Source organism: Streptomyces sp. NPDC057287, assembly GCF_042667905.1.
GTDB lineage: Bacteria > Actinomycetota > Actinomycetes > Streptomycetales > Streptomycetaceae > Streptomyces.
Genome location: NZ_JBHUYV010000008.1, coordinates 36,920 through 60,942, shown reverse-complemented (window position 1 = coordinate 60,942; position 24,023 = coordinate 36,920). Strand labels below are relative to the sequence as shown.

Genomic DNA, 24,023 nt, shown 5'->3' with positions numbered 1-24,023 from the left:
TAGGCGCGCTGCGCGTACACCACACCCGGGCAGGTGGGGCGCGGCGTACTACGTCGCACGGGCTCGGCCGGAGACCATCCGCTGACCGCTGACCGCTGACCGCTGACCGCTGACCGCTGACCGCTGTGCGGTCGAGCGGTCTCCCGGGTGGGCCTCGAGCGGGCTGTCAGCGGTCGAAGTCGACTTCGACCTCCGGAGTTACGGGGTGCGACTGGCAGGCCAGAACGAAGCCGGCTTCGGTCTCCTCGGGTTCCAGTGCGAAATTGCGGTCCATCCGAACTTCGCCCGTGACCAGGAAGGCACGGCAGGTCCCGCACACTCCCCCCTTGCAGGCATACGGAGCGTCCGAGCGGCTCCGCAGCACCGTGTCCAGCAGTGATTCGCCGTTCTGGACAGGCCAGCTGCCCGATCGTCCGTCGAGCGTCGCCGTGAGGGTGCTCTCCGACGGCGCGGCGACCCGGGCGGCTGTCGGTAGAGCCGTCCCCTCGTCGGCGACGTGGAAGATCTCCTGGTGGATGCGTGACCGGTCGGCGCCGAGGGCGCGGAGCGCGCCTTCCGCCCCTCGGACCAGGCCGAGAGGCCCGCACAGGAACCAGCCGTCCACATCGGGCACCGACAGCAGCGCGGGCAGCAGCACGGTGAGCCGCTCGCGGTCCAGCCGGCCCGAGGGCAGACCGGCAGCCTGTTCCTCCCGGGACAGGGCGGTCACCAGCTGGAAGCGGTCCGGATAGCGGTCCTTGAGGTCCGCCACCTCGTCGAGGAACATCGTCGAGGCGGCGGTGCGGTCGCTGCGGATCAGACAGAAGCGCGCGAGCGGCTCCCGCGCCAACAGCGTCGCCGCCATGGACAGCACCGGTGTGATGCCACTGCCGCCGACGATCGCGGCGAAGTGGCCCGGGCGCGGATCGAGGAGGAAACGGCCCATCGGGGCCATCGCCTCGACCCGGTCCCCGACCGCCAGCTCCTTGAGGGCGTACGTCGAGAACGCGCCCCCGTCGACCATGCGGATGCCCACACGCAGCAAGGGGTCGCCCGGCTGCTCGGTGGCAGGCGCGCAGATCGAGTAGGACCGCCGGATCTCCTCGCCGGCGACCCGGTAGCGCACGTTCAGGTGTTGTCCGGGCGTGTGCCGGAAGGTCTCACGCAGTTCCGGCGGCACGGCGAAGGTGACGGCCACCGCATCGTCCGTGATCCGTTCGATCGCGCTGACCCGGAGCGGATGGAACATCTACAACTCCTTGAAGTGATCGAACGGTTCGCGGCACGCCACACAGCGGCGCAGTGCCTTGCACGCCGTGGAGGAGAAGCGGCTCAGCAGCTCCGTGTCCGTGGAGCCGCAGTGCGGACAGCGGACGGACAGAGTCAGGGGTACCGGTCCGCCCGGCGCGCTCCCGGGCCGCGGCGGTGCTATGCCGAACTCCGCGAGCTTCCTGCGGCCTTCGTCGCTGATGTCGTCCGTCGACCAGGCCGGGGCGAGGACCGTGACCACGGACACCTCCACGACCCCGTGTTCGTGCAGCACACGCTCGATGTCGTGGGACATGGTCTCGATGGCAGGGCAGCCCGTGTACGTCGGGGTGAGCCGCACGGTGACCTTGTCCGGCCCGTCCACCCGCACACCACGGACCACGCCGAGTTCGTCCAGGGTCAGGACCGGGAGTTCAGGATCGGGCACGGAGCCCGCAATCCGGTGGAGCTCCGCCTCCAGCGGGGTCTCGGTGGTCACCATGACGCCCCCGGGTGGCTGCGGTGCAGATGCTGCATCTCGGCGAGCAGCCGCCCGAACGGCTCCGTGTGCAGGCCCTGTCGGCCCGCGCCGGCCGCCCACGCTCCGGACTGCGGCCCCGAGGGGAGAGCCAGAGTGGCACGCTCCACCACGGAGGACACGGCGGCGAGCCATCCGTCGCGCAGGGCGTGGAAGTCGGCGTCGACCCCCTCGACGGGCTCGAACAGCTCGCCGGTGAACCGCCACAGCGCGTCCAGGGCGGCCTGCATGCGCCCGTGGCTCTCTGCGGTGCCGTCGCCCAGCCGCAGGACCCATTGCTCCGCGTGGTCGCGGTGGTAGGCGACCTCCTTGACGGCCTTGGCCGCGAGATCCGTGAATTCGCCGTCACCGGCGGCGAGCTCCTCGTACAGCAGGTGCTGGTAGACGGAGAAGTAGAGCTGCCGGGCGATGGTGTGGGCGAAGTCGCCGTTCGGCTGCTCCACGAGCTGGACGTTGCGGAAGGCCCGCTCCTCGCGGAGGAAGGCCAGCTGGTCCTCGTCGCCCACGAAGGAGAGCAGCAACCTGGCCTGCCCCAGCAGATCCAGCGCGATGTTGGCGAGGGCGACTTCCTCCTCCAGGACCGGGGCGTGGCCCGCCCACTCCCCCAGGCGGTGCGAGAGCACCAGTGCGTCGTCGCCGAGAGCCAGGGCCGCGGTCACAGGTGCTTCACCCCTTCCGGGATCTCGTAGAACGTCGGGTGGCGGTACGGCTTGTCCCCGGCGGGCTCGAAGAAGGAGTCCTTCTCGTCGGGCGATGACGCGGTGATCGCTGTCGAGGGGACCACCCAGAGGGAGACGCCTTCCGAGCGGCGTGTGTACAGATCGCGGGCGTTGCGCAGAGCCATCTCGGCGTCCGGTGCGTGCAGGCTGCCCGCGTGGGTGTGGGACAGTCCGCGCCGCGAGCGCACGAACACCTCCCACAGGGGCCAGTCGGTCGAGCTGCTCATGCGGTCGCCTCCACGGGCTGGACGGCCGCTCCGGTCGGGCCGGGTCGTGCCGCGTGCTTGTCTGCGTACGCTGCTGCCGCGTCGCGCACCCAGGCGCCTTCTTCGTGGGCCGTGCGCCGCTGGCTGAGCCGTTGTTCGTTGCAGGGGCCGTTGCCCTTGAGGACCTCCTGGAACTCCGTCCAGTCGATCGCTCCGTAGTCGTGCTGGCCGAGCTCCTCGTTCCACCGGATGTCGGGGTCGGGGAGGGTGAGCCCCAGAGCCTGCGCCTGAGGGACGCAGATGTCGACGAACCGGCGGCGCAGCTCGTCGTTGGAGTGCCGTTTGATCTTCCAGGCCATCGACTGCTCGGAGTGTGCCGAGGAGTCGTCGGGCGGACCGAACATCATCAGGGACGGCCACCACCAGCGATTCACCGCGTCCTGCGCCATTTCGTGCTGGGCGGGGGTGCCTCGGCTGAGGGCGAGCAGCAGCTCGTACCCCTGGCGCTGGTGGAAGGACTCCTCCTTGCAGATCCGGACCATGGCCCGGGCGTAGGGGCCGTAGGAGCAGCGGCAGAGCGGCACCTGGTTGGTGATCGCGGCGCCGTCCACCAGCCAACCGATCGCGCCGACGTCCGCCCAGGTCAGCGTGGGGTAGTTGAAGATCGATGAGTAGCGCTGCCGGCCGGCGTGCAGCTTGTCGAGCAGCTCCTCGCGGCTGGTGCCCAGCGTCTCCGCCGCGCTGTACAGGTAGAGGCCGTGACCCGCCTCGTCCTGGACCTTCGCCATGAGGATCGCCTTGCGGCGCAGTGAGGGGGCGCGTGAGATCCAGTTCGCCTCGGGCTGCATGCCGATGATTTCGGAGTGGGCGTGCTGGGCCATCTGGCGGACCAGTGATGCCCGGTACGCCTCGGGCATCCAGTCGCGTGGCTCGATCCGGTCGTCCGCCGCCACCGCGGCGTCGAAAGCCGCCAAGCGCTCCGCGTCCGCTGCGTCCGCCGTGCTTGCCGTCTCCTGCGTCGTCTGGTCCGCAGTCACTGCCGCCATCCCGGGCTCCCTACCGACCGATCGTTCGGTTCATCGACTTCAATGGTGGGTCGGAGGCCCGTAGGGTGTCAACCCTGTGGATAACTGAGTGGTGATCGACGGTGATCGGGGCGGGATGGATGCGGACCACGGTGGGCGCACCGGAAACGAGAAGAAGCTCTCCTGGCCCGGCGTGACGAACCGCCCGCTGTCGGACCAGGACGCGGAGGCCGCATCAGCCGGGATACCTGAGGCCGGATCGGGCGATGCCCGGGGCCCGGTCGCCACGGTGCCGTCACCGGACACCGCCTCCGCGCCCGCCTCCGCACCTGAGCCTGAGCCCGGCCAGGGCCCCGCACCCGTACCCGGCCCGGCATCCGTGCCCGCCGGGCGGCGGCCGGGCGCCGGTATGGCCGCGCTCTCGCTTCCGTACCAGGTCGTCGCGGCGTTCGCACTGTCCGTCATGGCGGTGCTGGCCTGCACACACGTGGCCATGGTCTTTCTGCACGTAGCGCCGTCCAACACCCTGACGAAGCAGCACGGCGAGGCGGTCGACCGCTGGGTCTACCCCGAGTTCGAGCAGAACTGGAAGCTGTTCGCCCCCAATCCGCTCCAGCAGAACATCTCCGTGCACGTACGGGCCGACGTGGCGGACAACGGCGCCGACGGCAGCCGCATCACGCCTTGGATGAACCTCTCGCGTGATGACGGTGAGGCGATACGCGGCAACCTCCTCCCCAGCCACGTCGACCAGAACGAGCTGCGCCGGGCCTGGGACTTCTACACCGGGTCCCACGACAGCGAAAGCCGTCCCAACGGTCTGCGCGGCGAACTGTCCGAGCGCTACATCCGCCGCATCGTCATGCTGCGCCTCGACGAGCACGGCTACGGCGGGACGGTCGAGCGCATCCAGGTGCGCTCAGTGGTGCGCTCCGTCGGGGCCCCGCCGTGGAGCGACGAGAAGATCAGTACGAAGCCGGAATACCGGGAGCTCCCGTGGTGGACCGTCACCCCGTCCGACCTGCCGGGGTCGGCCGATCAGGCGTCACAGGCCCGGAAGGCGGAGAGGTGAGCTCCTCCGTCCCGGTCCGCGAGGGCGCCGCGGCCGTCGGCCTCTCGCTCGCCCGCGCCATCCAGCGCGTCACCGCCTCGCCCCTCGGCGCCCACCAGAGCGCCGTCGTACGGATCGGTGTTTCCGCGACCTACCTGCTGTTCCTGCTGCGTGAGCTGCCCCACCGCCACGAGCTGTACGGTCCCGACGGTCCGTGGGGCTGGGACATGGCGCGCCGGCTCATCACCGGAAACGGCTCCTTCACCGTCCTGATGTGGTCGGACAGCACTCTCTGGTTCGAGACCGTGTACGTGCTCACGCTCGCGTCGGCCGCGCTGCTGCTGATCGGCTGGCGCACCCGGTTCTCATCCGTGCTGTTCATGGCCGGGGTGCTCTCTCTGCAGAACCGCAGCATCTTCATGGGCGACGGTGGCGACAACGTCATCCACCTGATGGCGGTCTACCTGGTGCTGACGCGCTGCGCGCGGGTCTGGTCCCTGGACGCGCGCCGCGCGGCTCGGGACGCCGAGCATCTCGCGGAGGGAGGCGGACCCGCCCGTGACATCGCGGGGCCGGCCCTCTGGGCGGTGCTCGGCTGTGTCCTGCTGCCCGCCTCCCTCATGGGCGGGCTCGGCGGTACCTGGTGGCTGCCGTCCCTCATGTGGGTGCTGTGGCTGGGCAACGGTGCCTGGTGGGCCCTGAGCCGTAAGGCGCCGGGCCATGAGCTGCGCACCCTTCTCGACGTCCTGGCCAACCTCGCCCACAATGCCGCGCTCGCTGTGATCATGGCCGAGGTCTGCCTGATCTACGCGACGGCGGGCTGGTACAAGATCCAGGGATCCCGCTGGCAGGACGGCACCGCGATCTACTACCCGCTCAAGCTGGACTACTTCGCTCCGTGGCCCGGGCTGTCCGGCGTCGTCGCGTCCAGCGCCCTGGCCGTCATGGTGCTGACGTACATCACTGTCATCGCACAGGTCGCCTTCCCCTTCACGCTGTTCAACCGGCGGGTCAAGAACGTCCTGCTGGTCCTCATGATCGGTGAGCACGCCGGCATCTCCGTCCTGCTGGGTCTGCCCTTCTTCTCCATGGCGATGATCTCCGCGGACGCCGTCTTCCTGCCGACGGTCTTCCTCCTGTGGTTGGGCAACGGGGTGACGCGCGGGCGTCGGAGGCTGTTCTCCCGCGGGGCCGGCGGGCTCAGGCTGCCCGGGCAGCGCAGGCCGGAGCCGGAAGGCGAGGAGGCCCCGCGCGGCGCCGGTGGCAGTGGCCATACGCTCGTCGGGTGACCAGCGAGACCGGCAGTACAGAAGAGCCCCAGGCGGCAGCGGTGCCCGATCCGTCCGCGGAACCGATCCAGTACGACGACGGATACGGCGCCGTGATCGGCGTCGGGCCGCACCCGCTTCCCTGGCCCGAGGGAGAGCGCTACGACCCGGAGCTGCTCGCCCAGGGGGACCGGCGCAATGTGGGGGACGCCTACCGGTACTGGACGAGGGAGGCGATCGTCGCCGATCTCGACCTGCGGCGGCACGACTTCCACGTGGCGGTGGAGAACTGGGGCCACGACTTCAACATCGGCTCGGTGGTGCGCACCGCCAACGCCTTCCTCGCGAAGGAGATCCACATCGTGGGGCGGCGACGCTGGAACCGGCGGGGCGCGATGGTCACCGACCGGTACCAGCATGTGCGGCATCACCCGGACACGGCGGACCTGACCGCCTGGGCGGCGGCCGAGGGGCTCCCGATCATCGGGATCGACAACCTGCCCGGGGCCGTGCCGTTGGAGCGGACGGAGCTGCCGCGCCGGTGTGTGCTGCTGTTCGGGCAGGAGGGGCCGGGGCTGACGGAGGAGGCTCGCGAGCGCGCTTCGATGGTGTGCTCGATCGCGCAGTTCGGATCGACGCGGTCGATCAACGCCGGTGCGGCGGCCGCCATCGCCATGCACGCCTGGGTGCAGCGGTACGCGGACGTCCCGGATCCGCGCGACGGGTGACCGGTGGAGCGGATGCCCGCTCCACCGGATGCCCCCGTGAGGCCGCCGGCCGGGTGCTCACTCAGGCCTGGCGGCGGACCTCCACCACCCGGAAGCGGTTGGACACGAAGGCTCCGTCGCAGAGCGCCGCGTTGGCCGCCGGATTGCCTCCCGAGCCGTGGAAGTCCGAGAAGGCCGACGTCTGGTTGACGTAGACGCCTCCGGTGAGGTTCAGCGAGAGCTGGGCCGATTCGTCGAGGCAGACGTCCTCGATCGCGCGTTCCACCTCGGGCGAGGTGGTGTAGGCGCCGACGGTCATCGCACCCTTCTCGCGGATCGTGCGGCGCAGCAGGTCCAGCGCGTCACCGGTCGAGTCGACGGCGACCGCGAACGAGACCGGACCGAAGCACTCCGACAGGTAGGCCGCCCCGTCGTCGGGCTTGGTGCCGTCGAGCTTCACGAGCACCGGCGTGCGGACCACGGCGTCGGGGAAGTCCGGGTTGACGACCGGACGCGAGGCGAGTGCGACGTCTCCCAGGGCGGCCGCCCCTTCCAGGCGGGTCCGCACGTCGGCGTTCACCAGGGCGCCGAGCAGGCCGTTGGCCCGTGCGTCGTCCCCGAGGAGTCCGGTCACCGCTCCGGCGATGTCCGCCACCACGTCCTCGTAGGACTTGGCGCCCGCGTCGGTGCTGATGCCGTCGCGCGGGATGAGCAGGTTCTGCGGGGTGGTGCACATCTGGCCGCTGTAGAGGGAGAGGGAGAACGCCAGGTTGGCCAGCATGCCCCGGTAGTCGTCGGTGGAGTCGAGGACGATCGTGTTGACGCCGGCCTTCTCCGTGTAGACCTGGGCCTGCCGGGCGTTGGTCTCCAGCCAGTCGCCGAAGGCGGTGGAGCCGGTGTAGTCGATGATCTTGATCTCGGGCCGCACCGCCAGGGTCTTGGCAATGCCCTCGCCGGGCCGCTCGGCCGCGAGCGCGACGAGGTTCGGGTCGAAGCCCGCCTCCGAGAGCGCCTCACGTGCCAGCTGGACGGTGAGCGCCAGCGGCAGCACGGCGCGTGGGTGCGGCTTGACCAGGACGGGATTGCCTGTGGCCAGCGAGGCGAAGAGACCCGGGTAGCCGTTCCAGGTGGGGAAGGTGTTGCAGCCGATCAGCAGGGAGATGCCGCGTCCGGCCGCCGTGTACGACTTGTGGAGCTGCAGCGGATCACGCTTGCCCTGCGGCTTCGCCCAGTCGACGCCGGAAGGCGTTCGCGTCTGCTCCGCGAACGCGTACGCCACGGCCTCCAGGCCGCGGTCCTGGGCGTGCGGGCCGCCGGCCTGGAAGGCCATGACGAAGGCCTGGCCGCTGGTGTGCATCACGGCGTGGGCCAGCTCGTGCGTACGAGCGCCGATCCGGGCGAGGATCTCCAGACAGACCAGGGCCCTCGTCTCGGGGCCCGCAGCACGCCAGGAGCCCATGGCGGCGCTCATGGCGGGAAGCAGGATGTCCGGGTCGGCGTGCGGATACTCGACGCCGAGCTCCGGCCCGTACGGCGATACCTCGCCGCCGGTCCAGCCGTCGGTACCGGGCTGACCGAGATCCAGCCGGGTGCCGAGCACGGCGTCGAACGCGGCCTTGCCCTCGGCGGCGCCGAGGCTGCCGGGGAGGCCTCCCTCGCCGTACGCCTTCGGGTGCTCGGGGTGCGGGGACCAGTAGGCGCGCGTACGGATCGCGTCGAGGGCCTGGTCGAGCGTCGGTCGGTGGATCTCGGACAGCTTCTCGGGGGAAAGCTCGGCGGCCATGACGGACCAACTCCTCGTCGAGCCGGGCAGGGATGTGCGGACGGAGTTAGAGTAACCGAACGATCGGTCGGGACAAGGGGGCCCGGGAGACCTGTGGACAACTCATGGGGGAGGATCGCGTTCATGACCACGGCCAAGCGGGACACGTACACCCCGGAGACACTCCTGACCGTTGCCGTCCGTGTCTTCAACGAGCGCGGTTACGACGGCACGTCCATGGAGCACCTCTCCAAGGCGGCGGGCATCTCCAAGTCGTCCATCTACCACCACGTGGCGGGCAAGGAGGAGCTCCTGCGCCGTGCGGTGAGCCGTGCGCTCGACGGACTCTTCGGGATCCTCGACGAGACGGGGGCGATACAGGGGCGGGCGATCGCCCGGGTCGAGTACGTCACGCGACGCACCGTCGAGGTGCTGCTGAGCGAATTGCCCTACGTCACCCTGCTGCTGCGCGTGCGCGGCAACACGACGACGGAGCGCTGGGCGCTGGAGCGGCGGCGCGAGTTCGACCAGCGCGTCTCCGAACTCCTCAAGGCGGCGGTGGCGGAGGGTGACCTGCGTGCCGACGTGGACATACGCCTGGCCACCCGGCTCCTCTTCGGCATGGTGAACTCGCTGGTCGAGTGGTACCGGCCGCAGCCGGGAGGCTCCGCGGAGGCCGAGCAGCTGGCCGACACGGTCGTCCAGCTCGCCTTCGAGGGCATGCGGGCCGGCTGACCCGGGACGGAAGGCCCTAGGCGAGCTCGGCCGGGCGGTCGGCGCGCGGGCCCAGGTCGGTCTCCTCGAACACCAGCAGGGTGCGGGTCGACAGCACCTCTGGTATGGCCTGGATCCTGGTCAGGACCAGCTCGCGCAGGGCCTGGTTGTCCGGGGTGTGCACCAGGAGCAGGACGTCGAAGTCGCCGCTGACCAGCGCGATGTGGGTGGCGCCCGGGAGCGCCTGGAGCTGCTCCCGCACGGTCCGCCAGGAGTTCTGAACGATCTTGAGCGTGATGTAGGCGGAGGCGCCCTCCCCGGCGCGCTCGTGGTTCACGCGTGCGCTGAAGCCCCGGATCACACCGTCCTCGACGAGCCTGTTGATACGGGCGTACGCGTTGGCCCGCGAGACGTGGACGCGTTCGGCGACGGCCCGTATCGAGGCGCGGCCGTCCGTCTGGAGGATGCGCAGAATGGCTCGGTCCGTGGAGTCCAGCGGCCGTGCGGGCGGCGTGCGGCCCGGGTCCCCGGCTCCGTCGGCCATTTGTTCAGCTGCCATCTGCCCGCGCCTCCCTGTTGTGGACGACCTGTCCCTATCCCAGGCTGTGGAGAACCGTTTGTCCACAGGCTGAAGGCGCCTGTAGCCAAATTGCGCCCGCGACCGAACAATCGGTAGGTGAGGCGGCCCACACCGCTGACCTGCTCACGCCCCGACATTCCTGCAGATTTCGACATCCCTCGATATATCTCGATGCCAGGAGGTGCTTGTCATGACGGTCCAGGAGCTGCCCGGCGCAGCCGCCTATCGGCCCACGCCGCCCCCGGCCTGGAAGCCGCTCACCGATCCCGCGCCGCTGCTCCCGGACCCCGAGCCGTTCCGCGTGCTCGGTACGGACGCCGCGGCCGGCGCCGATCCCGAGCTGCTGCTGAGGCTCTACGCCGAGCTGGTGCGCGGCCGCCGGTACAACGCGCAGGCCACCGCGCTGACCAAGCAGGGCCGGCTCGCGGTGTACCCGTCGAGCACCGGCCAGGAGGCGTGCGAGATCGCGGCGGCGCTGGTGCTGGAGGACCGTGACTGGCTCTTTCCCAGCTATCGCGACACCCTCGCCGCTGTGGCGCGTGGCCTGGACCCGGTCGAGGCGCTGACGCTGCTGCGCGGGGACCGGCACACCGGGTACGACCCGCGCGCACACCGGATCGCGCCGCTGTGCACCCCGCTGGCCACCCAGTTGCCGCACGCGGTGGGGCTGGCGCACGCGGCGCGCCTCAAGGGCGACGACGTGGTGGCGCTCGCGATGGTCGGCGACGGAGGGACGAGCGAGGGCGATTTCCACGAGGCGATGAACTTCGCGGCCGTCTGGCGCGCCCCGGTCGTCTTCCTCGTGCAGAACAACGGCTTCGCGATCTCCGTGCCGCTGGCCAAGCAGACGGCGGCGCCCTCCCTCGCCCACAAGGCTGTGGGGTACGGGATGCCGGGCCGGCTGGTCGACGGCAACGACGCGGCCGCGGTGCACCAGGTGCTGAGCGAGGCGGTGGCGCGTGCCAGGCGCGGCGAGGGCCCGACGCTGGTGGAGGCCGTCACGTACCGCATGGAAGCCCATACGAACGCCGACGATGCCACCCGCTACCGCGTCGACAGCGAGGTGGAGGCATGGCGTGCGCACGACCCGATCCGGCTGCTCGAGCGGGAGCTGACCGGGCGGGGGCTGCTGGACGAGGACGGCATCGGGACGGTGCGGGAGGCGGCGGAGCGGATGGCCGAGGGACTGCGGGAGCAGATGAACGCGGATCCGGTGCTCGACCCGATGGATCTGTTCGCCCACGTCTACGAGGAGCAGACCGGACAGCTGCGGGAGCAGGCCGCGCAGCTGCAGGGCGAGCTGGACGCCGAGCACGGCGACGAGAACGGCGTGGAGGAGGGGCGATGAGCACCGCCGCCGCGACAGCCGGGGTACAGGCCGTCAGGGCCAGGCCGGCCACGATGGCACAGGCCCTCGGGAGGGCGCTGCGCGACTCGATGGCGGCCGATCCGACGGTGCACGTCCTCGGTGAGGACGTGGGCACACTCGGCGGCGTCTTCCGAGTCACCGACGGCCTGGCGAAGGAGTTCGGCGACGACCGCTGCACGGACACCCCGTTGGCCGAGGCGGGAATCCTCGGCGCGGCCGTGGGCATGGCGATGTACGGCCTGCGGCCCGTCGTGGAGATGCAGTTCGACGCCTTCGCGTATCCGGCGTTCGAGCAGCTGATCAGTCATGTCGCCAAGATGCGGAACCGGACGGCGGGTGCCATGCCGCTGCCGATCACGGTGCGGGTGCCGTACGGCGGGGGGATCGGAGGCGTGGAGCACCACAGCGACTCCTCGGAGGCGTACTACATGGCCACCCCCGGCCTGCACGTCGTCATGCCGGCCACGGTCGAGGACGCGTACGGCCTGCTGAGGGAGTCGATCGCCTCCGACGATCCCGTGGTCTTCCTGGAACCGAAGAGGCTCTACTGGTCCAAGGCCGACTGGTCGCCGGACGCGCCCGCGCCGGTCGACCCGATCGGGAAGGCCGTGGTCCGGCGCCCCGGGCGGAGCGCGACCCTGATCACCTACGGGCCGTCCCTCCCGGTGTGTCTGGAGGCCGCCGAGGCGGCCACGGCCGAGGGGTGGGACCTCGAGGTGGTCGACCTGCGCTCGCTGGTGCCCTTCGACGACGAGACCGTCGCCGCGTCGGTCCGGCGTACGGGACGGGCGGTGGTCGTCCACGAGTCGTCCGGTTTCGGCGGCCCGGGCGGCGAGATCGCGGCGCGGGTCACCGAGCGGTGCTTCCATCATCTGGAGGCGCCGGTACTACGCGTCGCCGGGTTCGACATTCCTTATCCGCCGCCGATGCAGGAGCGGCACCATCTGCCGGGCGTGGACCGCGTGCTCGACGCGGTCGCCCGTCTTCAGTGGGAGGCCGGGAGCTGATGGCGCAGGTGCTCGAATTCAAGCTGCCGGACCTGGGTGAAGGCCTGACCGAGGCAGAGATCGTGCGCTGGCTGGTGGAGGTCGGCGACGTCGTCGCCATCGACCAGCCGGTCGTCGAGGTCGAGACGGCCAAGGCCATGGTGGAGGTCCCCTGCCCCTACGGGGGTGTGGTGACCGCGCGATTCGGCGAGGAGGGCGCGGAACTCCCGGTCGGCGCACCGCTGCTGACGGTGGCGGTCGGGTCGGTGGAGCCGGTGGCCGGGCTCGGGTCCTCCGTCGAGGCCGCCGGTGCCGAGAGCGGGGCCTCGGGCAACGTGCTGGTCGGCTACGGGACGGCGGCACCGGCCGCCCGGAGGCGCAGGGTCAGGCCCGACCGGGCTTCGGCCCCGGTCACATCGACACCCGCATCCCCGGTCCCGGCGGCAGGCACGGCCACGGCCTCACCGGATCCGCTCGGCCCTGTCGCTGTCGTCTCCCCTCTGGTCCGCAAGCTGGCGCGGCAGCACGGCCTCGATCTCCGGAAGGTCGCCGGTACGGGGCGTGACGGGCTGATCCTGCGTACCGATGTGGAGTCCGCGATCAAGACAGTGGACGAGGACCGCGCCGTCGGCACGGAACCGGCGGCCCGCCCGGGGCCGGAGACACCGGGCGAGCGCATTGCGCTGCGCGGGGTCCGGGGGGCGGTCGCCGAGAAGCTGTCGCGGAGCCGGCGGGAGATTCCCGACGCCACGTGCTGGGTCGACGCCGATGCCACTGAGCTGATGGCGACACGGGCCGCCATGAACGGTGCCGGTGGCCCCGCCGCTGGGCCCAAGGTCTCGGTGCTCGCTCTGCTGGCCCGCATCTGCACAGCGGCCCTGGCACGGTTCCCCGAGCTCAACTCGACGGTGGATACGGAAGCCGGGGAGATCGTGAGGCTGTCCGGGGTCCATCTGGGATTCGCCGCCCAGACGGAGCGTGGCCTGGTCGTTCCGGTCGTGCGGGACGCGCACACGCGGAACGTGGAGTCGATCGGTGCGGAGATCAGCCGGCTGACCGAAGCGGCCCGGGACGGCAAGCTGACCCCGGCGCAGCTCACCGGAGGGACGTTCACGCTGAACAACTACGGCGTGTTCGGCGTCGACGGTTCGACGCCCATCCTCAACCACCCCGAGGCGGCCATGCTCGGCGTCGGCCGCATCGTGCCCAAGCCCTGGGTGCACGAGGGCGAGCTGGCGGTCCGCCAGGTCGTGCAGCTCTCTCTCACCTTCGACCACCGGGTCTGTGACGGAGGCACGGCGGGCGGCTTCCTGCGGTACGTCGCGGACTGCGTGGAACAGCCGGCGGTGCTGCTGCGCACGCTGTAGCGGTACCGGCCCGTGGGCGGCCCTGCCCGGGCTCCTTGTGAGTTCGGTCCCTCGGAGGACCGTCGTGGGCGGGCTGCCCGCATACTCGGGGGCATGACCGCGTATGACGCCATCGTCCTTGCCGGCGGGGCCGCGAAGCGCCTCGGGGGAGCCGACAAACCAGGGCTCCGTGTGGGCGGCCGTGCGCTGCTCGACCGGGTTCTCGCCGTATGTGCCGGAGCCCGATCCACCGTGGTGGTGGGCGGGCGCAGGCCCACCGTGCGTCCGGTCACCTGGACGCGTGAAGTGCCGGAGGGTGGCGGCCCGTTGGCCGCGCTCGGTGCCGGCGTACGGCACACGGAGGCGGAGAGCGTCCTGGTGCTCTCCGCGGATCTCCCGTTCCTGGAGGAGGGGACCGTGCGCTCCCTGTTGGCCGCGGCGCGGACGGGAACGTGTGAAGGGGCCCTGTGCACCGACGGGGACGGCCGGGACCAGCCGCTGGTCGCGGTGTACCGGGGCGAGCCGCTCCGTCGTGAGCTCGCGCTTCTCGCCACCGAACACGGCAGCCTCGCCGGCCTTCCGCTTCGGTTGCTGACGGCCGAGCTCGATCTGACCAGGGTCCCGGCCGGACCTCTCGCCTCGTTCGACTGCGACACCTGGGAAGACATTGCTGCCGCCAGGGCGCGGATCAGGGAGCATGGGACCGTGCTGGACGAATGGATCACCGCAGTCAAGAACGAACTGGGCATCGAACTCGACGTCGACACCGGCGTTCTGCTCGATCTCGCCCGCGATGCCGCCCACGGCGTCGCACGCCCCGCCGCCCCGCTGACCACCTTCCTCGTGGGGTACGCGGCAGCGATGGCAAGCAGTGGCAAGAGTGCGGAGGAGGCTGCCGAAGCGGTCGCGGAAGCTTCCCGCAAGGCGACTGCCCTCGCGCTCCGGTGGGAGGAGGAAACGCAGGCGGGCAGCGGGCCCGGAACGCCATGACCGCGCACGGAGGCGAGGCGCGCACGGCCGAGGAGGCGCGGGCGGCCGAGGAGGAGCGGGCAGTCGAGCAGGCCCTGGCGATCGTCGGACACCGGCCGTACGCCGCCGACACCTCTGGGGACCGGTCCGGTGATACGGCTCCGGCGGACCGTTCCGGTGGGAGAGCCCCGGACTCCCCGTCGGTGCCGACGAGGACAGGCCTGCCCACCAGTCCGCCTTCGGGCTCCCCCGCACCGGGCTTTGGCGCCCCGGGCTCCAGTGCCTCGGGTTCCCTGGCGCCGGGCTCGCCTGTCTCCGGACCGCCCGGACGTCACGGAGCCCCGTCGGGCCACGGCTCCCCGGAAGCGCCGCACGTCCATCGCGCCGCGGCCACCGCCTGGGTAGGGGCGCGCGCCCTGGCGGAGCGCCTCGGGCATACCGCGCCCCTGGCGTCACACCGGCTTCCCCTGGACCGGGCTCTCGGGCACGTACTGGCCGAGGCCGTGCTCGCGCTCACCGATCTGCCGTCGTTCGACACTTCGGCCATGGACGGCTGGGTCGTCGCGGGCCCGGGGCCCTGGACCGTACGGGAGGGGGAAGGGCTGCTCGCCGGACGCGGATCCACGGAGCCGCTCCCCGACGGGCACGCCGTGCGGATCGCCACCGGTGCACGCCTTCCGGCGGACGCCACCGCCGTGATCCGCAGCGAGCACGCCCACCACGACGAGGCAAAGCGGCTGCTGCACCCCACACGTGAGGTCGTCCCGGGCCAGGACATCCGGCCCCGCGGCCAGGAGTGCCGGTCCGGCGACGAGCTCCTGCCCGTCGGAACCGTGGTGACCCCGCCTGTTCTCGGTCTGGCCGCTGCCGCCGGGTACGACGCCCTCGTCGCCGTACCCAGGCCGCGCGTCGACGTCCTCGTCCTCGGTGACGAACTGCTCACGTCAGGGCTGCCACGTGACGGGCTGATCCGTGACGCGCTCGGCCCCATGATGGCCCCCTGGATCCGCGCTCTGGGCGCGGATGTCGCGGAACCCAGGCGGCTCGGCGACGACGCCGAGGCGCTCCGCCGGGCTCTCGCCTCCTCCGATGCCGATCTGATCCTCACCACGGGCGGGACGGCTGCCGGGCCGGTGGACCATGTTCATCCGGTCCTGGCCGAGATCGGTGCCGAGCTGCTGGTCGACGGGGTCGCCGTACGTCCCGGCCATCCCATGTTGCTGGCGCGGCTCCCCGAGGGCGGCCCCCTCCTGGTGGGCCTGCCGGGGAACCCGCTTGCCGCGGTGTCCGGGCTGCTGACGCTCGCGGAACCTCTGATCCGGGGAATCGCCGGCAGGCACGCTCAGGACCGCTATCGCGCGCCGGTCCATGAAGAGGTGCATGGACATCCGTATGACACCCGGCTGATCCCCGTGGTCCACCGCGACGACAGCGTTGTACCCCTCCACTACAACGGGCCCGCGATGCTCCGGGGCATCGCTGCCGCGGACGGGCTGGCCGTGGTGCCGCCCGGCGGGGTACGGTCCGGCACCGAGGTGGAGATCCTCGATCTACCGTGGGCCTCGGCGTCGCCGTGGACAGAAGGGTGTTTCACGTGAAACTTCCCGGCCACGACGCAATGGCCAGGCGCGCAGACGAGCACGTCGTTCCGACCCGGGTGCTCCTGCCCCGGCGTGTGGTCGACCGGCCGCTGCGCCAGGTGGCCAAGCGCCTGGCGATGGCTCTCACGGTGCTGGCCACCACGGTCTTCATCGTCTGGGCCGACCGGGGCGGATACCACGACAACGCCGACAACAAGGTCGACTTCCTCGACGCGGTCTACTACGCGACGGTGACGCTGTCGACCACCGGTTACGGTGACATCGTCCCGTACAGCGACCCGGCGCGGCTCGTCAACGTGGTGCTGGTGACGCCGTTGCGCGTGCTCTTCCTGATCATCCTGGTCGGCACCACCCTCGAGGTCCTGACGGAACGGACCCGGGAGGACTTCCGGCTGAATCGTTGGAGAAGCAACTTGCGTGAACACACCGTTGTCGTCGGCTTCGGCACGAAGGGCCGCTCTGCGATCCAGACACTCTGCGCCACCGGTCTGAAAAAGGACCAGATCGTCATCGTCGACCCGGCCGGCAAGGTGATCGAGGCGGCCAACGCCGAGGGTTTCGTGGGCGTGCTGGGGGACGCGACACGCAGTGACGTGCTGCTGCGCGCCGAGGTGCAGAAGGCCCGTCAGATCATCATCGCCACACAGCGGGACGACACCGCCGTGCTGGTCGCCCTGACCGCGCGACAGCTCAATCGGGGGGCGAAGATCGTCGCTGCCGTGCGCGAGGAGGAGAACGCGCCGCTGCTGCGGCAGTCCGGCGCCGATGCGGTGATCACCAGCGCGAGTGCGGCGGGCCGTCTGCTGGGTCTCTCCGTCCTCAGCCCCAGTGCGGGCACGGTGATGGAGGACCTCATCCAGCAGGGCAGCGGCCTCGATCTCGTCGAACGGCCGGTGATAAAGGCCGAGGTGGGCAAGAACGTCCGGGAGACCGACGACCTGGTGGTCAGCGTCCTGCGCGGTCATCGGCTGATCGGTTACGACGATCCGGCAGCCAGCCCCCTGCAGCTGACGGACCGGGTGATCACGATTGTGCGGGCTTCTCCGCTCCACGTCTCACCGTTGAGCCATCCGCAACAGCCCAACCAGCGCTCCTAGGAACCGGACCGGGGCGCGACGCATGCAGGTCCGCCCCCGTCCGGGACTCTGCACGGAGTAGCCTCGCGGCCATGTATGCGATCACGATCCCCGAACCCGGCGGCCCCGAAGCGCTCGTATGGGCCGAGGTCCCCGATCCCGTACCAGGCGAGGGCGAAGTCCTCGTCGAGGTCGTGTCCAGCGCGGTCAATCGTGCCGATGTCCTGCAACGGCAGGGCTTCTACAACCCTCCGCCCGGCGCCTCCCCCTACCCCGGCCTGGAGTGTTCGGGCCGCATCGCGGCGCTCGGCCCCGGGGTGACCGGATGGTCCGTGGGCGACGAGGTCTGCGGGCTCCTCGCGGGCGGCGGATACGCGGAGAAGGTCGCCGTCCCGGTCGGCCAGCTGCTGCCCGTGCCCGACGGCGTGGACCTCACGCAGGCCGCTGCGCTGCCCGAAGTGACGGCGACGGTCTGGTCCAACGTCTTCATGGTGGCCCACCTGCGCCCCGGCGAGACCCTCCTGGTCCACGGCGGGTCCAGCGGCATCGGCACGATGGCCATCCAGCTCGCCAAGGCCGTCGGCGCGCGGGTCGCGGTGACGGCGGGAGGCCCCGAGAAGCTGGCGCGCTGCCAGGAACTCGGCGCCGACATCCTCATCGACTACCGCGAGCAGGATTTCGTCGAGGAGGTGCGCAAGGCGACGGACGGTGCCGGAGCGGACGTGATCCTCGACATCGTCGGCGCGAAGTATCTGGACCGGAACGTACGCGCGCTGGCGGTGAACGGCCGTCTCGCCATCATCGGGCTCCAGGGCGGTGCCAAGGGCGAGCTGAACCTGGGCGCTCTGCTGAGCAAGCGAGCCGCTGTCACGGCGACGTCGCTCCGCGCGCGGCCGCTCGCGGAGAAGGCCGCGATCATCGCCGCGGTACGCGAGCACGTGTGGCCGCTGCTCGCCGACGGCGTCGTCCGCCCGGTCGTGGACCGCACGATGCCCATGGCGGAGGCGGCGGAGGCTCAGCGGCTGATGGAGTCCAGCAGCCACATCGGCAAGATCCTCCTGGCCGCCCCGAAGGCCTGAGGTGAACTCGCGCGACACGAGCGGGCGTGGACACGAGCAGGCCTGACAGGAGCCGGTGTGGACACAAGCAGGCCTGACACGAGCGGGCGACGTGAGGGACGGACCAGCGAGCGAGGGACCCGCGAGCGGGACATCCGCGAGTGAGTGACCTGGGGCGACCCGCGTGGCGCCTCGGCAAGCAGGCGCCACGTAACCCTCACGGCAAGCAGGCGCCACGTAACCCTCACGGCAGGCAGGCGCCACGTAACCCTCACGGCAGGCGCCGCACCAGCTCCCACGGGCAGACGCCGGGGCCCGGCACACAGAGCGTGTGCCGGGCCCCGGTGCGTACCGCGGTCGGTGGGAGTCGGGAGCTGAGGCCTACAGATACGGGCCCGAGCGCGCCGGTCCGTGCGGATCGGCGCCGCCCTCCTCGTCCTCGTGGCCGACGCCCGGGGGAAGGGCGCGGCGCATGGACTCGAGCTGCGCACGGGCCGCCATCTGCTGGGCGAACAGCGCCGTCTGAATGCCGTGGAAGAGGCCCTCCAGCCATCCGACCAGCTGGGCCTGCGCGATCCGCAGCTCGGCTTCGGAGGGGACGGACTCCTCGGTGAACGGCAAGGAGAGCCGCTCCAGCTCCTCGACGAGCTCCGGTGCCAGACCGTCCTCGAGCTCCTTCACCGAGCTCGCGTGGATCTCCTTCAGCCTGACCCGGCTCGCCTCGTCGAGAGGAGCCGCCCTGACCTCCTCCAGAAGCTGCTTGATCATGCTGCCGATGCGCATGACCTTCGCGGGCTGTTCGACCATCTCCGTCACCGGGACCTCGCGCGACTCGTCGTCACCGCCACCACCGCCGATGGCCATTCCGTCCTGCCCCACCACGAGGACTTGGGGGTGCTCCTGCGACCGTTCATTCCTCGGCATCTCCATGACGCCATTGTCTCGCACACGGACGTCACCACATGGTGGTGCCCCCGGAAAGGGTTGATCACCCTTCTCCGGAGGCATCGGCACGTCTTCGGAGGCACCGGCACGTCCGGTCAGCGGACGCTGCCACCCGGCGCGCCGTGCCGGAGCCGTCCGCGACCCCGGTGAACGCCGCGGTCAGCAGCCCCGCCACCACCGGCACGAAGCATGGCCGGCAGCCCGGGGTGCCTCCCACGGCAGGACGATGGGCGTGTGCGGAGCCCATGAACTGCTCCCGCATGACGGCAGGAACCCATGGGCTGCGCCCGCTCCGGCGGCCTTCGCCTCCCACAGGCCGAACAGCCGCAGGGCCGCCGCCGGTCGGTGGTGATCGCAACGGTGCCCACAGTCACCCCGCCCGCGAACAGGCGATGATCAGCAGGCCGATCAGCAGGACCAGGATTCCGTCGCTCGACCGGGCCGCCGGGCGACTGAGGTACACCCGGGCCCGACCTGCGCGAACACAGTCGGCTTCGCCTGCTGCTCGGCGTTCGCAGGCGTGTGCGCAGGATCAGACGCTCCCGCAGGCCTCCGTATGCAGGCTCAAGCGCTTCACGGCGCCCCGCCGAAGGATCATGCGGATCCCGAGCGTGCGGCGGGGCGTGCGGAGTACTCCGGGCGGCGGTCGGCCGGCGGCCTCAGCTCGCGCGGCGCATGCGGAGCGCCAGGAACGCCAGTCCCATGCCGACCAGGGCGATTCCGCTGCCCAGCGACACATCCCGCACCCGACGTGCGGCGGGTTCGTCCAGTGCCTGCCGCTGCCGCGGGGTCTCGCCCGGCTCGGGGAACGCGCCGGGCGGAGGTGTGAACGCGGGCACCTCCACGGGGTCCGGGTCCGGCGGCACCTCGTCCGCCGCGGCTTCGGAGCTCGCGGCTTCGAGAGGCGAGAGCGGGCGTCCCGGCCGTGCCCGCCCCTCCCCGGCCTGCCGCCCCGCCAGGGCCGACTCCTCGGCGGAGGGACTCGCGGCGGGGGAAGGGCTGCCCGGAGGCTTCGCGGGTGCCAGCTGCCCGGGGTGTACGGACGCCACGGTTCCGCCGTCCGCGTTCGCCCAGGCGCCGGGGCCGAGTGCCATCCCGACTGCCGTCACCAGACAGACCACGCACCGTGAAGCCGGGAGTCCTGGAGGCATGGGATCAGCGTCACACGCCCGGATATGTCCGGCATCCCGAGTGCGTCCGCACGCCGCGCACCGACCGCGCGGGGAGATCAGCCCCGGCGGGCCGGTCGGCAGATCAGCCGCGTCAGCAGATCAGCCGGGGCAGCAGGTCAGACAGGTCGGCAGGTCGGGCCGGTCGGCAGGTCGGGCCTTGGGTCAGCAGGTCAGGCCGGGTCGCCCGTCGCGATCCGCAGCTCGAAGTGGGCTCCCCGCTCCGCCACGGCCGTGCCCGGGGTCGGGAACTGGTCGATGACCTGGTCCTCGGCGTAGGTGTTGCCCTCCACCTCGATGACCTTGACCGTCCAGCCCGCCGCTGCGGCGCAGGACTTCGCCGAGTTGATGTCCTTGTAGACGAAGTTGGGCGCCTGGACCTTCGCCGGGTCGTCCGTGTCCTCCGTGGCGTCGGTGCAGTCCTCCTCGTCCATCGTCCGGTTCCGCTCCGGAGGCTTGTGCTCGCCGGCCACGGTGGACTCGCTGGAGCTCGGGTCGCCACCCTTGCCGTTCTCCGGGTCGTCGTTCATGTTCAGGAAGGCGACGAGCCCGCCGATCGCGACCAGGGCGACCACGATCGACCCCACGACGACCGGCATGTTCCGCCTGGATCCGCCGCTGCCGCCTGAGCCCGGCGCCGTGTGCGGCGCCATCGTGTACGGCGGCGGTGTCTGGTTCCCCAGGTGCTGCCCCGGCGTCCCGTACGGCTGGGCCGCCTGCGGGTAGCCGTAACCCGGCGTGGGAGCGGGGGTCGGCGCGCCGTACGGACCCGGCTGGTGCTGCTGGTGGAGGTGGGGCTGATACGGCGTCTGCACGCTGTGCGGTGCCGGGGCCGCCTGGTCGACGGGCGGGAAGACCGCCGAGCCGACGCCGGAGCCGCTGTTCGCCGGGGAGCCCCCGCCGATGATCACCGGGGCGCCGGCGGGGCCGCTCGCGTTCAGCACGCGCGCGATCTCGTCCTGCATGGCCGCCGCGCTCGGGAAGCGCTCGTTCGGGTTCTTTTTCAGGGCGCGGGCGACGAGGGCGTCCATCGCGGGTGTGATCGACCGGTTGATGCTCGAAGGGGCGACCGGCTCCTCCTGCACGTGCGCGTACGCGATGGCCAGGGGCGAGTCCGCGTCGAACGGGATGCGTCCCGTGAGCAGCTGGAAGAGCATGATGCCGACCGAATACAGGTCGGAGCGCGCGTCGACGCCGCGGCCGAGCGCCTGCTCGGGGGAGAGGTACTGCGGCGTGCCGACGACCATGCCGGTCTGGGTCATCGAGGTGACGCCCGACTGCATGGCCCGGGCGATGCCGAAGTCCATGACCTTGACGACGCCGCGCTTGGTCATCATCACGTTGCCGGGCTTGATGTCGCGGTGGACCAGGCCCATCTCGTGGCTGGTCTCCAGGGCGGCGAGCACGTCGGCCGTGACCTTGAGCGCCTTGTCGGCCGGCATCGCGCCGTACTGCTGGATGTCCGACTGGAGCACGGAGCCGAGCGGCTGCCCCTCGACGTACTCCATGACGATGTACGGCATCAGTGCGCCGCCGAGCTCGTCCTCGCCCGTGTCGAACACCGAGACGATGTTGGTGTGCTGCAGCTTGGCGACGGCCTGCGCCTCGCGCCGGAAGCGCTCGCGGAAGGACTGCTCGCGTCCCAGCTCCGTGTGCAGTGTCTTGATGGCGACCTGGCGGTCGAGGGCTGAGTCGTACGCGAGGTAGACGGACGCCATGCCGCCCTCGCCGAGCAGGTCGCGCAGCTGGTAGCGGCCGCCGGCCACGGAACCGCCCGCGTAGCGCCCCTGTGCGCCGTCGTGGCTCATGACTTGCATCCCCCTCGGCGCCCGACAGACGCGATCATCCCTGTGACGGGCCAAGTCTGCCCGAGGGGTACGACACGTCAAGCCGGGTGCCCGTTCCGTGACCCTACGCACAAGAAGCGTCTCGGAAGCGTTACAGGAAGCGCACCGAATTTGCGCGGACGGCGCGCGAGCCGATTGGATGGCCCGTCACTCTGAAAACCGGTGTGTCGGGCAGAGCCTGTAGCGTGACGTGGCAATGCAGCAAGGCACCGTGAGAACCCGCGGACGCGCGGACAGATACGACGGCGAGGACTGATGGCACCCGAATCCGAAGCAAACGGCGGCGGAGTTTCGGATGGCACCGACTCCTGGGGTGTCGGCGGTGTGGTCGGGGACGGCCGTTACCGCATGACCCACCGGCTCGGCCGCGGCGGCATGGCCGAGGTCTATGCCGCGGAGGACGTCCGTCTGGGACGCACGGTGGCGGTGAAGCTGCTCCGTTCCGACCTCGCCGAGGATCCGGTCTCCAAGGCCCGCTTCACGCGTGAGGCGCAGTCGGTGGCGGGGCTGAACCACCATGCGATCGTCGCCGTGTACGACTCCGGTGAGGACGTCGTGGGCGGGTCGACCGTCCCGTACATCGTGATGGAGCTCGTCGAGGGCAACACCATCCGCGACCTGCTGCTCGAGGCGGAGGCACCGCCGCCCGAGCAGGCGCTGATCATCGTCTCGGGCGTCCTGGAGGCCCTGGCCTACTCCCACCAGCACGGCATCGTGCACCGTGACATCAAGCCGGCGAACGTGATCATCACGCACTCCGGCGCGGTCAAGGTGATGGACTTCGGCATCGCCCGCGCGCTGCACGGCGCCCAGTCGACGATGACCCAGACCGGCATGGTCATGGGCACGCCGCAGTACCTCTCCCCCGAGCAGGCGCTCGGCAAGGCGGTCGACCACCGCTCCGACCTGTACGCCACCGGCTGCCTGCTCTACGAACTGCTCGCACTGCGGCCCCCGTTCACGGGTGAGACCCCGCTCTCGGTGGTCTACCAGCACGTCCAGGACATGCCGGTCCCGCCCTCCCAGACGGCCGGATCCGTCCCCCCGGAGCTGGACGGGCTCGTCATGCGCTCCCTGGCGAAGGACCCGGACGACCGGTTCCAGAGCGCCGAGGAGATGCGCGGCCTCGTCCAGTACAGCCTGCAGATGCTCCAGGTCCAGGGCGGGCACACGGGCACGTGGAACACCGGTCCGGTCAGCGCGCACGACGCCGGCCACACCGCGGCGATGGGCATGGGCGGCGGCACGACGGCCATGGGGCACCCCATGCACGGGGACACGTCGCAGGGCCCGATCCTGCCGCCCATGAACCCGGACGACGGTGCGTACGCGGGCGGCCGTCACAACAGCGGCGGCGGCCGCGGCAAGATGTGGCTGTTCGTCCTGCTCGCGCTGATCGCGATCGGCGCGGGTGTCGCTTTCGCCCTCCAGGCGGCGAACGACGACGGCGGCAAGAAGAAGACGCCGGTCTCGCCCTCCACCTCGGTCTCCCCCTCGTCGACCCCGTCCTCGGCGGAGCCCACGGACGAGGAGACGGAGGAGACCGAGGAGCCGGACAGCTCCACGGGCGGTCAGACGTGGCCCACGGAGGAACCGACGTGGACCCCGACGAACGAACCGACGAAGCCGACCAAGGAGCCGACGGAGACGCCCACGACACCGGCTCCGAGCGACGGCGGCAGCACCACGACGGACGGCGGCACCGGTGACGACGGTGGTGCCGCCGACGGCGGCACCGAGGACGGCGGCACCGGCGATGACGCGGGTACGACGACGGAGGGCACCACGACAGGGACCGCGGCCGGTACCGCGGCGGGTGCCGCCGCGGGCACGGGCACCACGGGAGAGTGAGGCAGGCGT

22 protein-coding genes are annotated in these 24,023 nt (G+C 71.1%); 12 read left to right on the top strand and 10 right to left on the bottom strand.

What is annotated here, in order from left to right; translation table 11 throughout:
* Nucleotides 1-166: 166 nt before the first annotated feature.
* From ACFUNE_RS17240 to paaA, 5 genes are read right to left on the bottom strand one after another with little or no spacing between them, the layout of a single operon-like run.
* The gene (locus ACFUNE_RS17240; protein WP_383567942.1) at nt 167-1,228 is read right to left on the bottom strand and encodes a 2Fe-2S iron-sulfur cluster-binding protein; all 1,062 of its coding nucleotides are present in this window, start codon (nt 1,226-1,228) and stop codon (nt 167-169) included.
* Nucleotides 1,229-1,726, bottom strand: a complete 498-nt coding sequence (gene paaD, locus ACFUNE_RS17235; RefSeq protein ID WP_383568658.1) for a 1,2-phenylacetyl-CoA epoxidase subunit PaaD — start codon at nt 1,724-1,726, stop codon at nt 1,229-1,231.
* On the bottom strand, nt 1,723-2,424 hold the full coding sequence (gene paaC / locus ACFUNE_RS17230; protein WP_383567939.1) for a 1,2-phenylacetyl-CoA epoxidase subunit PaaC: 702 nt from the start codon (nt 2,422-2,424) through the stop codon (nt 1,723-1,725). Before paaC ends, paaD begins: the two co-directional genes overlap by 4 nt.
* Nucleotides 2,421-2,711 (bottom strand): 1,2-phenylacetyl-CoA epoxidase subunit PaaB, encoded by a 291-nt coding sequence (gene paaB / locus ACFUNE_RS17225; RefSeq protein WP_069171673.1) that lies wholly within the window; start codon nt 2,709-2,711, stop codon nt 2,421-2,423. Before paaB ends, paaC begins: the two co-directional genes overlap by 4 nt.
* Entirely contained in the window at nt 2,708-3,736 is a 1,029-nt protein-coding gene (paaA, locus tag ACFUNE_RS17220; RefSeq protein ID WP_383567935.1) for a 1,2-phenylacetyl-CoA epoxidase subunit PaaA, read from the bottom strand. The genes paaB and paaA overlap by 4 nt, the downstream gene beginning before the upstream one ends.
* 115 nt (nt 3,737-3,851) lie before the next feature.
* Here paaA and ACFUNE_RS17215 point away from each other — a divergent pair, with 115 nt between their 5' ends.
* From ACFUNE_RS17215 to ACFUNE_RS17205, 3 genes are read left to right on the top strand one after another with little or no spacing between them, the layout of a single operon-like run.
* Entirely contained in the window at nt 3,852-4,787 is a 936-nt protein-coding gene (locus tag ACFUNE_RS17215; protein WP_383567932.1) for a DUF5819 family protein, read from the top strand.
* A complete protein-coding gene (locus ACFUNE_RS17210) occupies nt 4,784-6,055 on the top strand; it encodes an HTTM domain-containing protein (protein ID WP_383567929.1) in 1,272 nt (423 codons plus the stop codon). The genes ACFUNE_RS17215 and ACFUNE_RS17210 overlap by 4 nt, the downstream gene beginning before the upstream one ends.
* Complete coding sequence (locus ACFUNE_RS17205; protein WP_383567926.1) at nt 6,052-6,762, top strand: TrmH family RNA methyltransferase; 711 nt, start codon at nt 6,052-6,054, stop codon at nt 6,760-6,762. Before ACFUNE_RS17210 ends, ACFUNE_RS17205 begins: the two co-directional genes overlap by 4 nt.
* 61 nt (nt 6,763-6,823) lie before the next feature.
* On the opposite strand, the gene paaN is transcribed toward ACFUNE_RS17205, so the two are convergent.
* Entirely contained in the window at nt 6,824-8,524 is a 1,701-nt protein-coding gene (gene paaN / locus ACFUNE_RS17200; protein WP_383567923.1) for a phenylacetic acid degradation protein PaaN, read from the bottom strand.
* Nucleotides 8,525-8,647: 123 nt separating this feature from the next.
* Here paaN and ACFUNE_RS17195 point away from each other — a divergent pair, with 123 nt between their 5' ends.
* Entirely contained in the window at nt 8,648-9,238 is a 591-nt protein-coding gene (locus ACFUNE_RS17195) for a TetR/AcrR family transcriptional regulator (protein ID WP_383567920.1), read from the top strand.
* 16 nt (nt 9,239-9,254) lie between these two features.
* Here ACFUNE_RS17195 and ACFUNE_RS17190 read toward each other — a convergent pair whose 3' ends face one another.
* Nucleotides 9,255-9,761, bottom strand: coding sequence for an Lrp/AsnC family transcriptional regulator (locus tag ACFUNE_RS17190; RefSeq protein WP_383568656.1), 507 nt, complete (start codon nt 9,759-9,761; stop codon nt 9,255-9,257).
* Between the two features lie 226 nt (nt 9,762-9,987).
* Here ACFUNE_RS17190 and pdhA point away from each other — a divergent pair, with 226 nt between their 5' ends.
* The 7 genes from pdhA to ACFUNE_RS17155 all read left to right on the top strand — a co-directional run bounded on the left by pdhA (nt 9,988) and on the right by ACFUNE_RS17155 (nt 18,223).
* Nucleotides 9,988-11,145: a pyruvate dehydrogenase (acetyl-transferring) E1 component subunit alpha gene (pdhA, locus tag ACFUNE_RS17185; RefSeq protein WP_383567917.1), complete on the top strand. Its 1,158-nt coding sequence runs from the start codon at nt 9,988-9,990 to the stop codon at nt 11,143-11,145.
* Nucleotides 11,142-12,173 (top strand): alpha-ketoacid dehydrogenase subunit beta, encoded by a 1,032-nt coding sequence (locus tag ACFUNE_RS17180; RefSeq protein WP_383567914.1) that lies wholly within the window; start codon nt 11,142-11,144, stop codon nt 12,171-12,173. The genes pdhA and ACFUNE_RS17180 overlap by 4 nt, the downstream gene beginning before the upstream one ends.
* On the top strand, nt 12,173-13,519 hold the full coding sequence (locus ACFUNE_RS17175) for a dihydrolipoamide acetyltransferase family protein (RefSeq protein ID WP_383567911.1): 1,347 nt from the start codon (nt 12,173-12,175) through the stop codon (nt 13,517-13,519). Before ACFUNE_RS17180 ends, ACFUNE_RS17175 begins: the two co-directional genes overlap by 1 nt.
* Before the next feature lie 93 nt (nt 13,520-13,612).
* The gene (locus tag ACFUNE_RS17170) at nt 13,613-14,488 is read left to right on the top strand and encodes an NTP transferase domain-containing protein (RefSeq protein ID WP_383567908.1); all 876 of its coding nucleotides are present in this window, start codon (nt 13,613-13,615) and stop codon (nt 14,486-14,488) included.
* Nucleotides 14,485-16,065: a molybdopterin-binding protein gene (locus ACFUNE_RS17165; RefSeq protein ID WP_383567905.1), complete on the top strand. Its 1,581-nt coding sequence runs from the start codon at nt 14,485-14,487 to the stop codon at nt 16,063-16,065. Before ACFUNE_RS17170 ends, ACFUNE_RS17165 begins: the two co-directional genes overlap by 4 nt.
* Nucleotides 16,023-17,165: a potassium channel family protein gene (locus ACFUNE_RS17160; protein ID WP_383567902.1), complete on the top strand. Its 1,143-nt coding sequence runs from the start codon at nt 16,023-16,025 to the stop codon at nt 17,163-17,165. The genes ACFUNE_RS17165 and ACFUNE_RS17160 overlap by 43 nt, the downstream gene beginning before the upstream one ends.
* 71 nt (nt 17,166-17,236) lie before the next feature.
* Nucleotides 17,237-18,223: an NAD(P)H-quinone oxidoreductase gene (locus ACFUNE_RS17155; protein ID WP_383567899.1), complete on the top strand. Its 987-nt coding sequence runs from the start codon at nt 17,237-17,239 to the stop codon at nt 18,221-18,223.
* A gap of 360 nt (nt 18,224-18,583) precedes the next feature.
* On the opposite strand, the gene ACFUNE_RS17150 is transcribed toward ACFUNE_RS17155, so the two are convergent.
* The 3 genes from ACFUNE_RS17150 to ACFUNE_RS17140 form a co-directional block, all read right to left on the bottom strand.
* Nucleotides 18,584-19,132 (bottom strand): bacterial proteasome activator family protein, encoded by a 549-nt coding sequence (locus ACFUNE_RS17150; RefSeq protein ID WP_383567896.1) that lies wholly within the window; start codon nt 19,130-19,132, stop codon nt 18,584-18,586.
* A 674-nt stretch (nt 19,133-19,806) separates the two neighbouring features.
* Nucleotides 19,807-20,298, bottom strand: coding sequence for a hypothetical protein (locus ACFUNE_RS17145; protein WP_383567893.1), 492 nt, complete (start codon nt 20,296-20,298; stop codon nt 19,807-19,809).
* A 191-nt stretch (nt 20,299-20,489) separates the two neighbouring features.
* Nucleotides 20,490-22,124 (bottom strand): protein kinase, encoded by a 1,635-nt coding sequence (locus tag ACFUNE_RS17140; RefSeq protein ID WP_383567890.1) that lies wholly within the window; start codon nt 22,122-22,124, stop codon nt 20,490-20,492.
* 294 nt (nt 22,125-22,418) lie between these two features.
* Here ACFUNE_RS17140 and ACFUNE_RS17135 point away from each other — a divergent pair, with 294 nt between their 5' ends.
* Complete coding sequence (locus tag ACFUNE_RS17135; protein ID WP_383567887.1) at nt 22,419-24,014, top strand: protein kinase; 1,596 nt, start codon at nt 22,419-22,421, stop codon at nt 24,012-24,014.
* Nucleotides 24,015-24,023 lie beyond the last annotated feature (9 nt).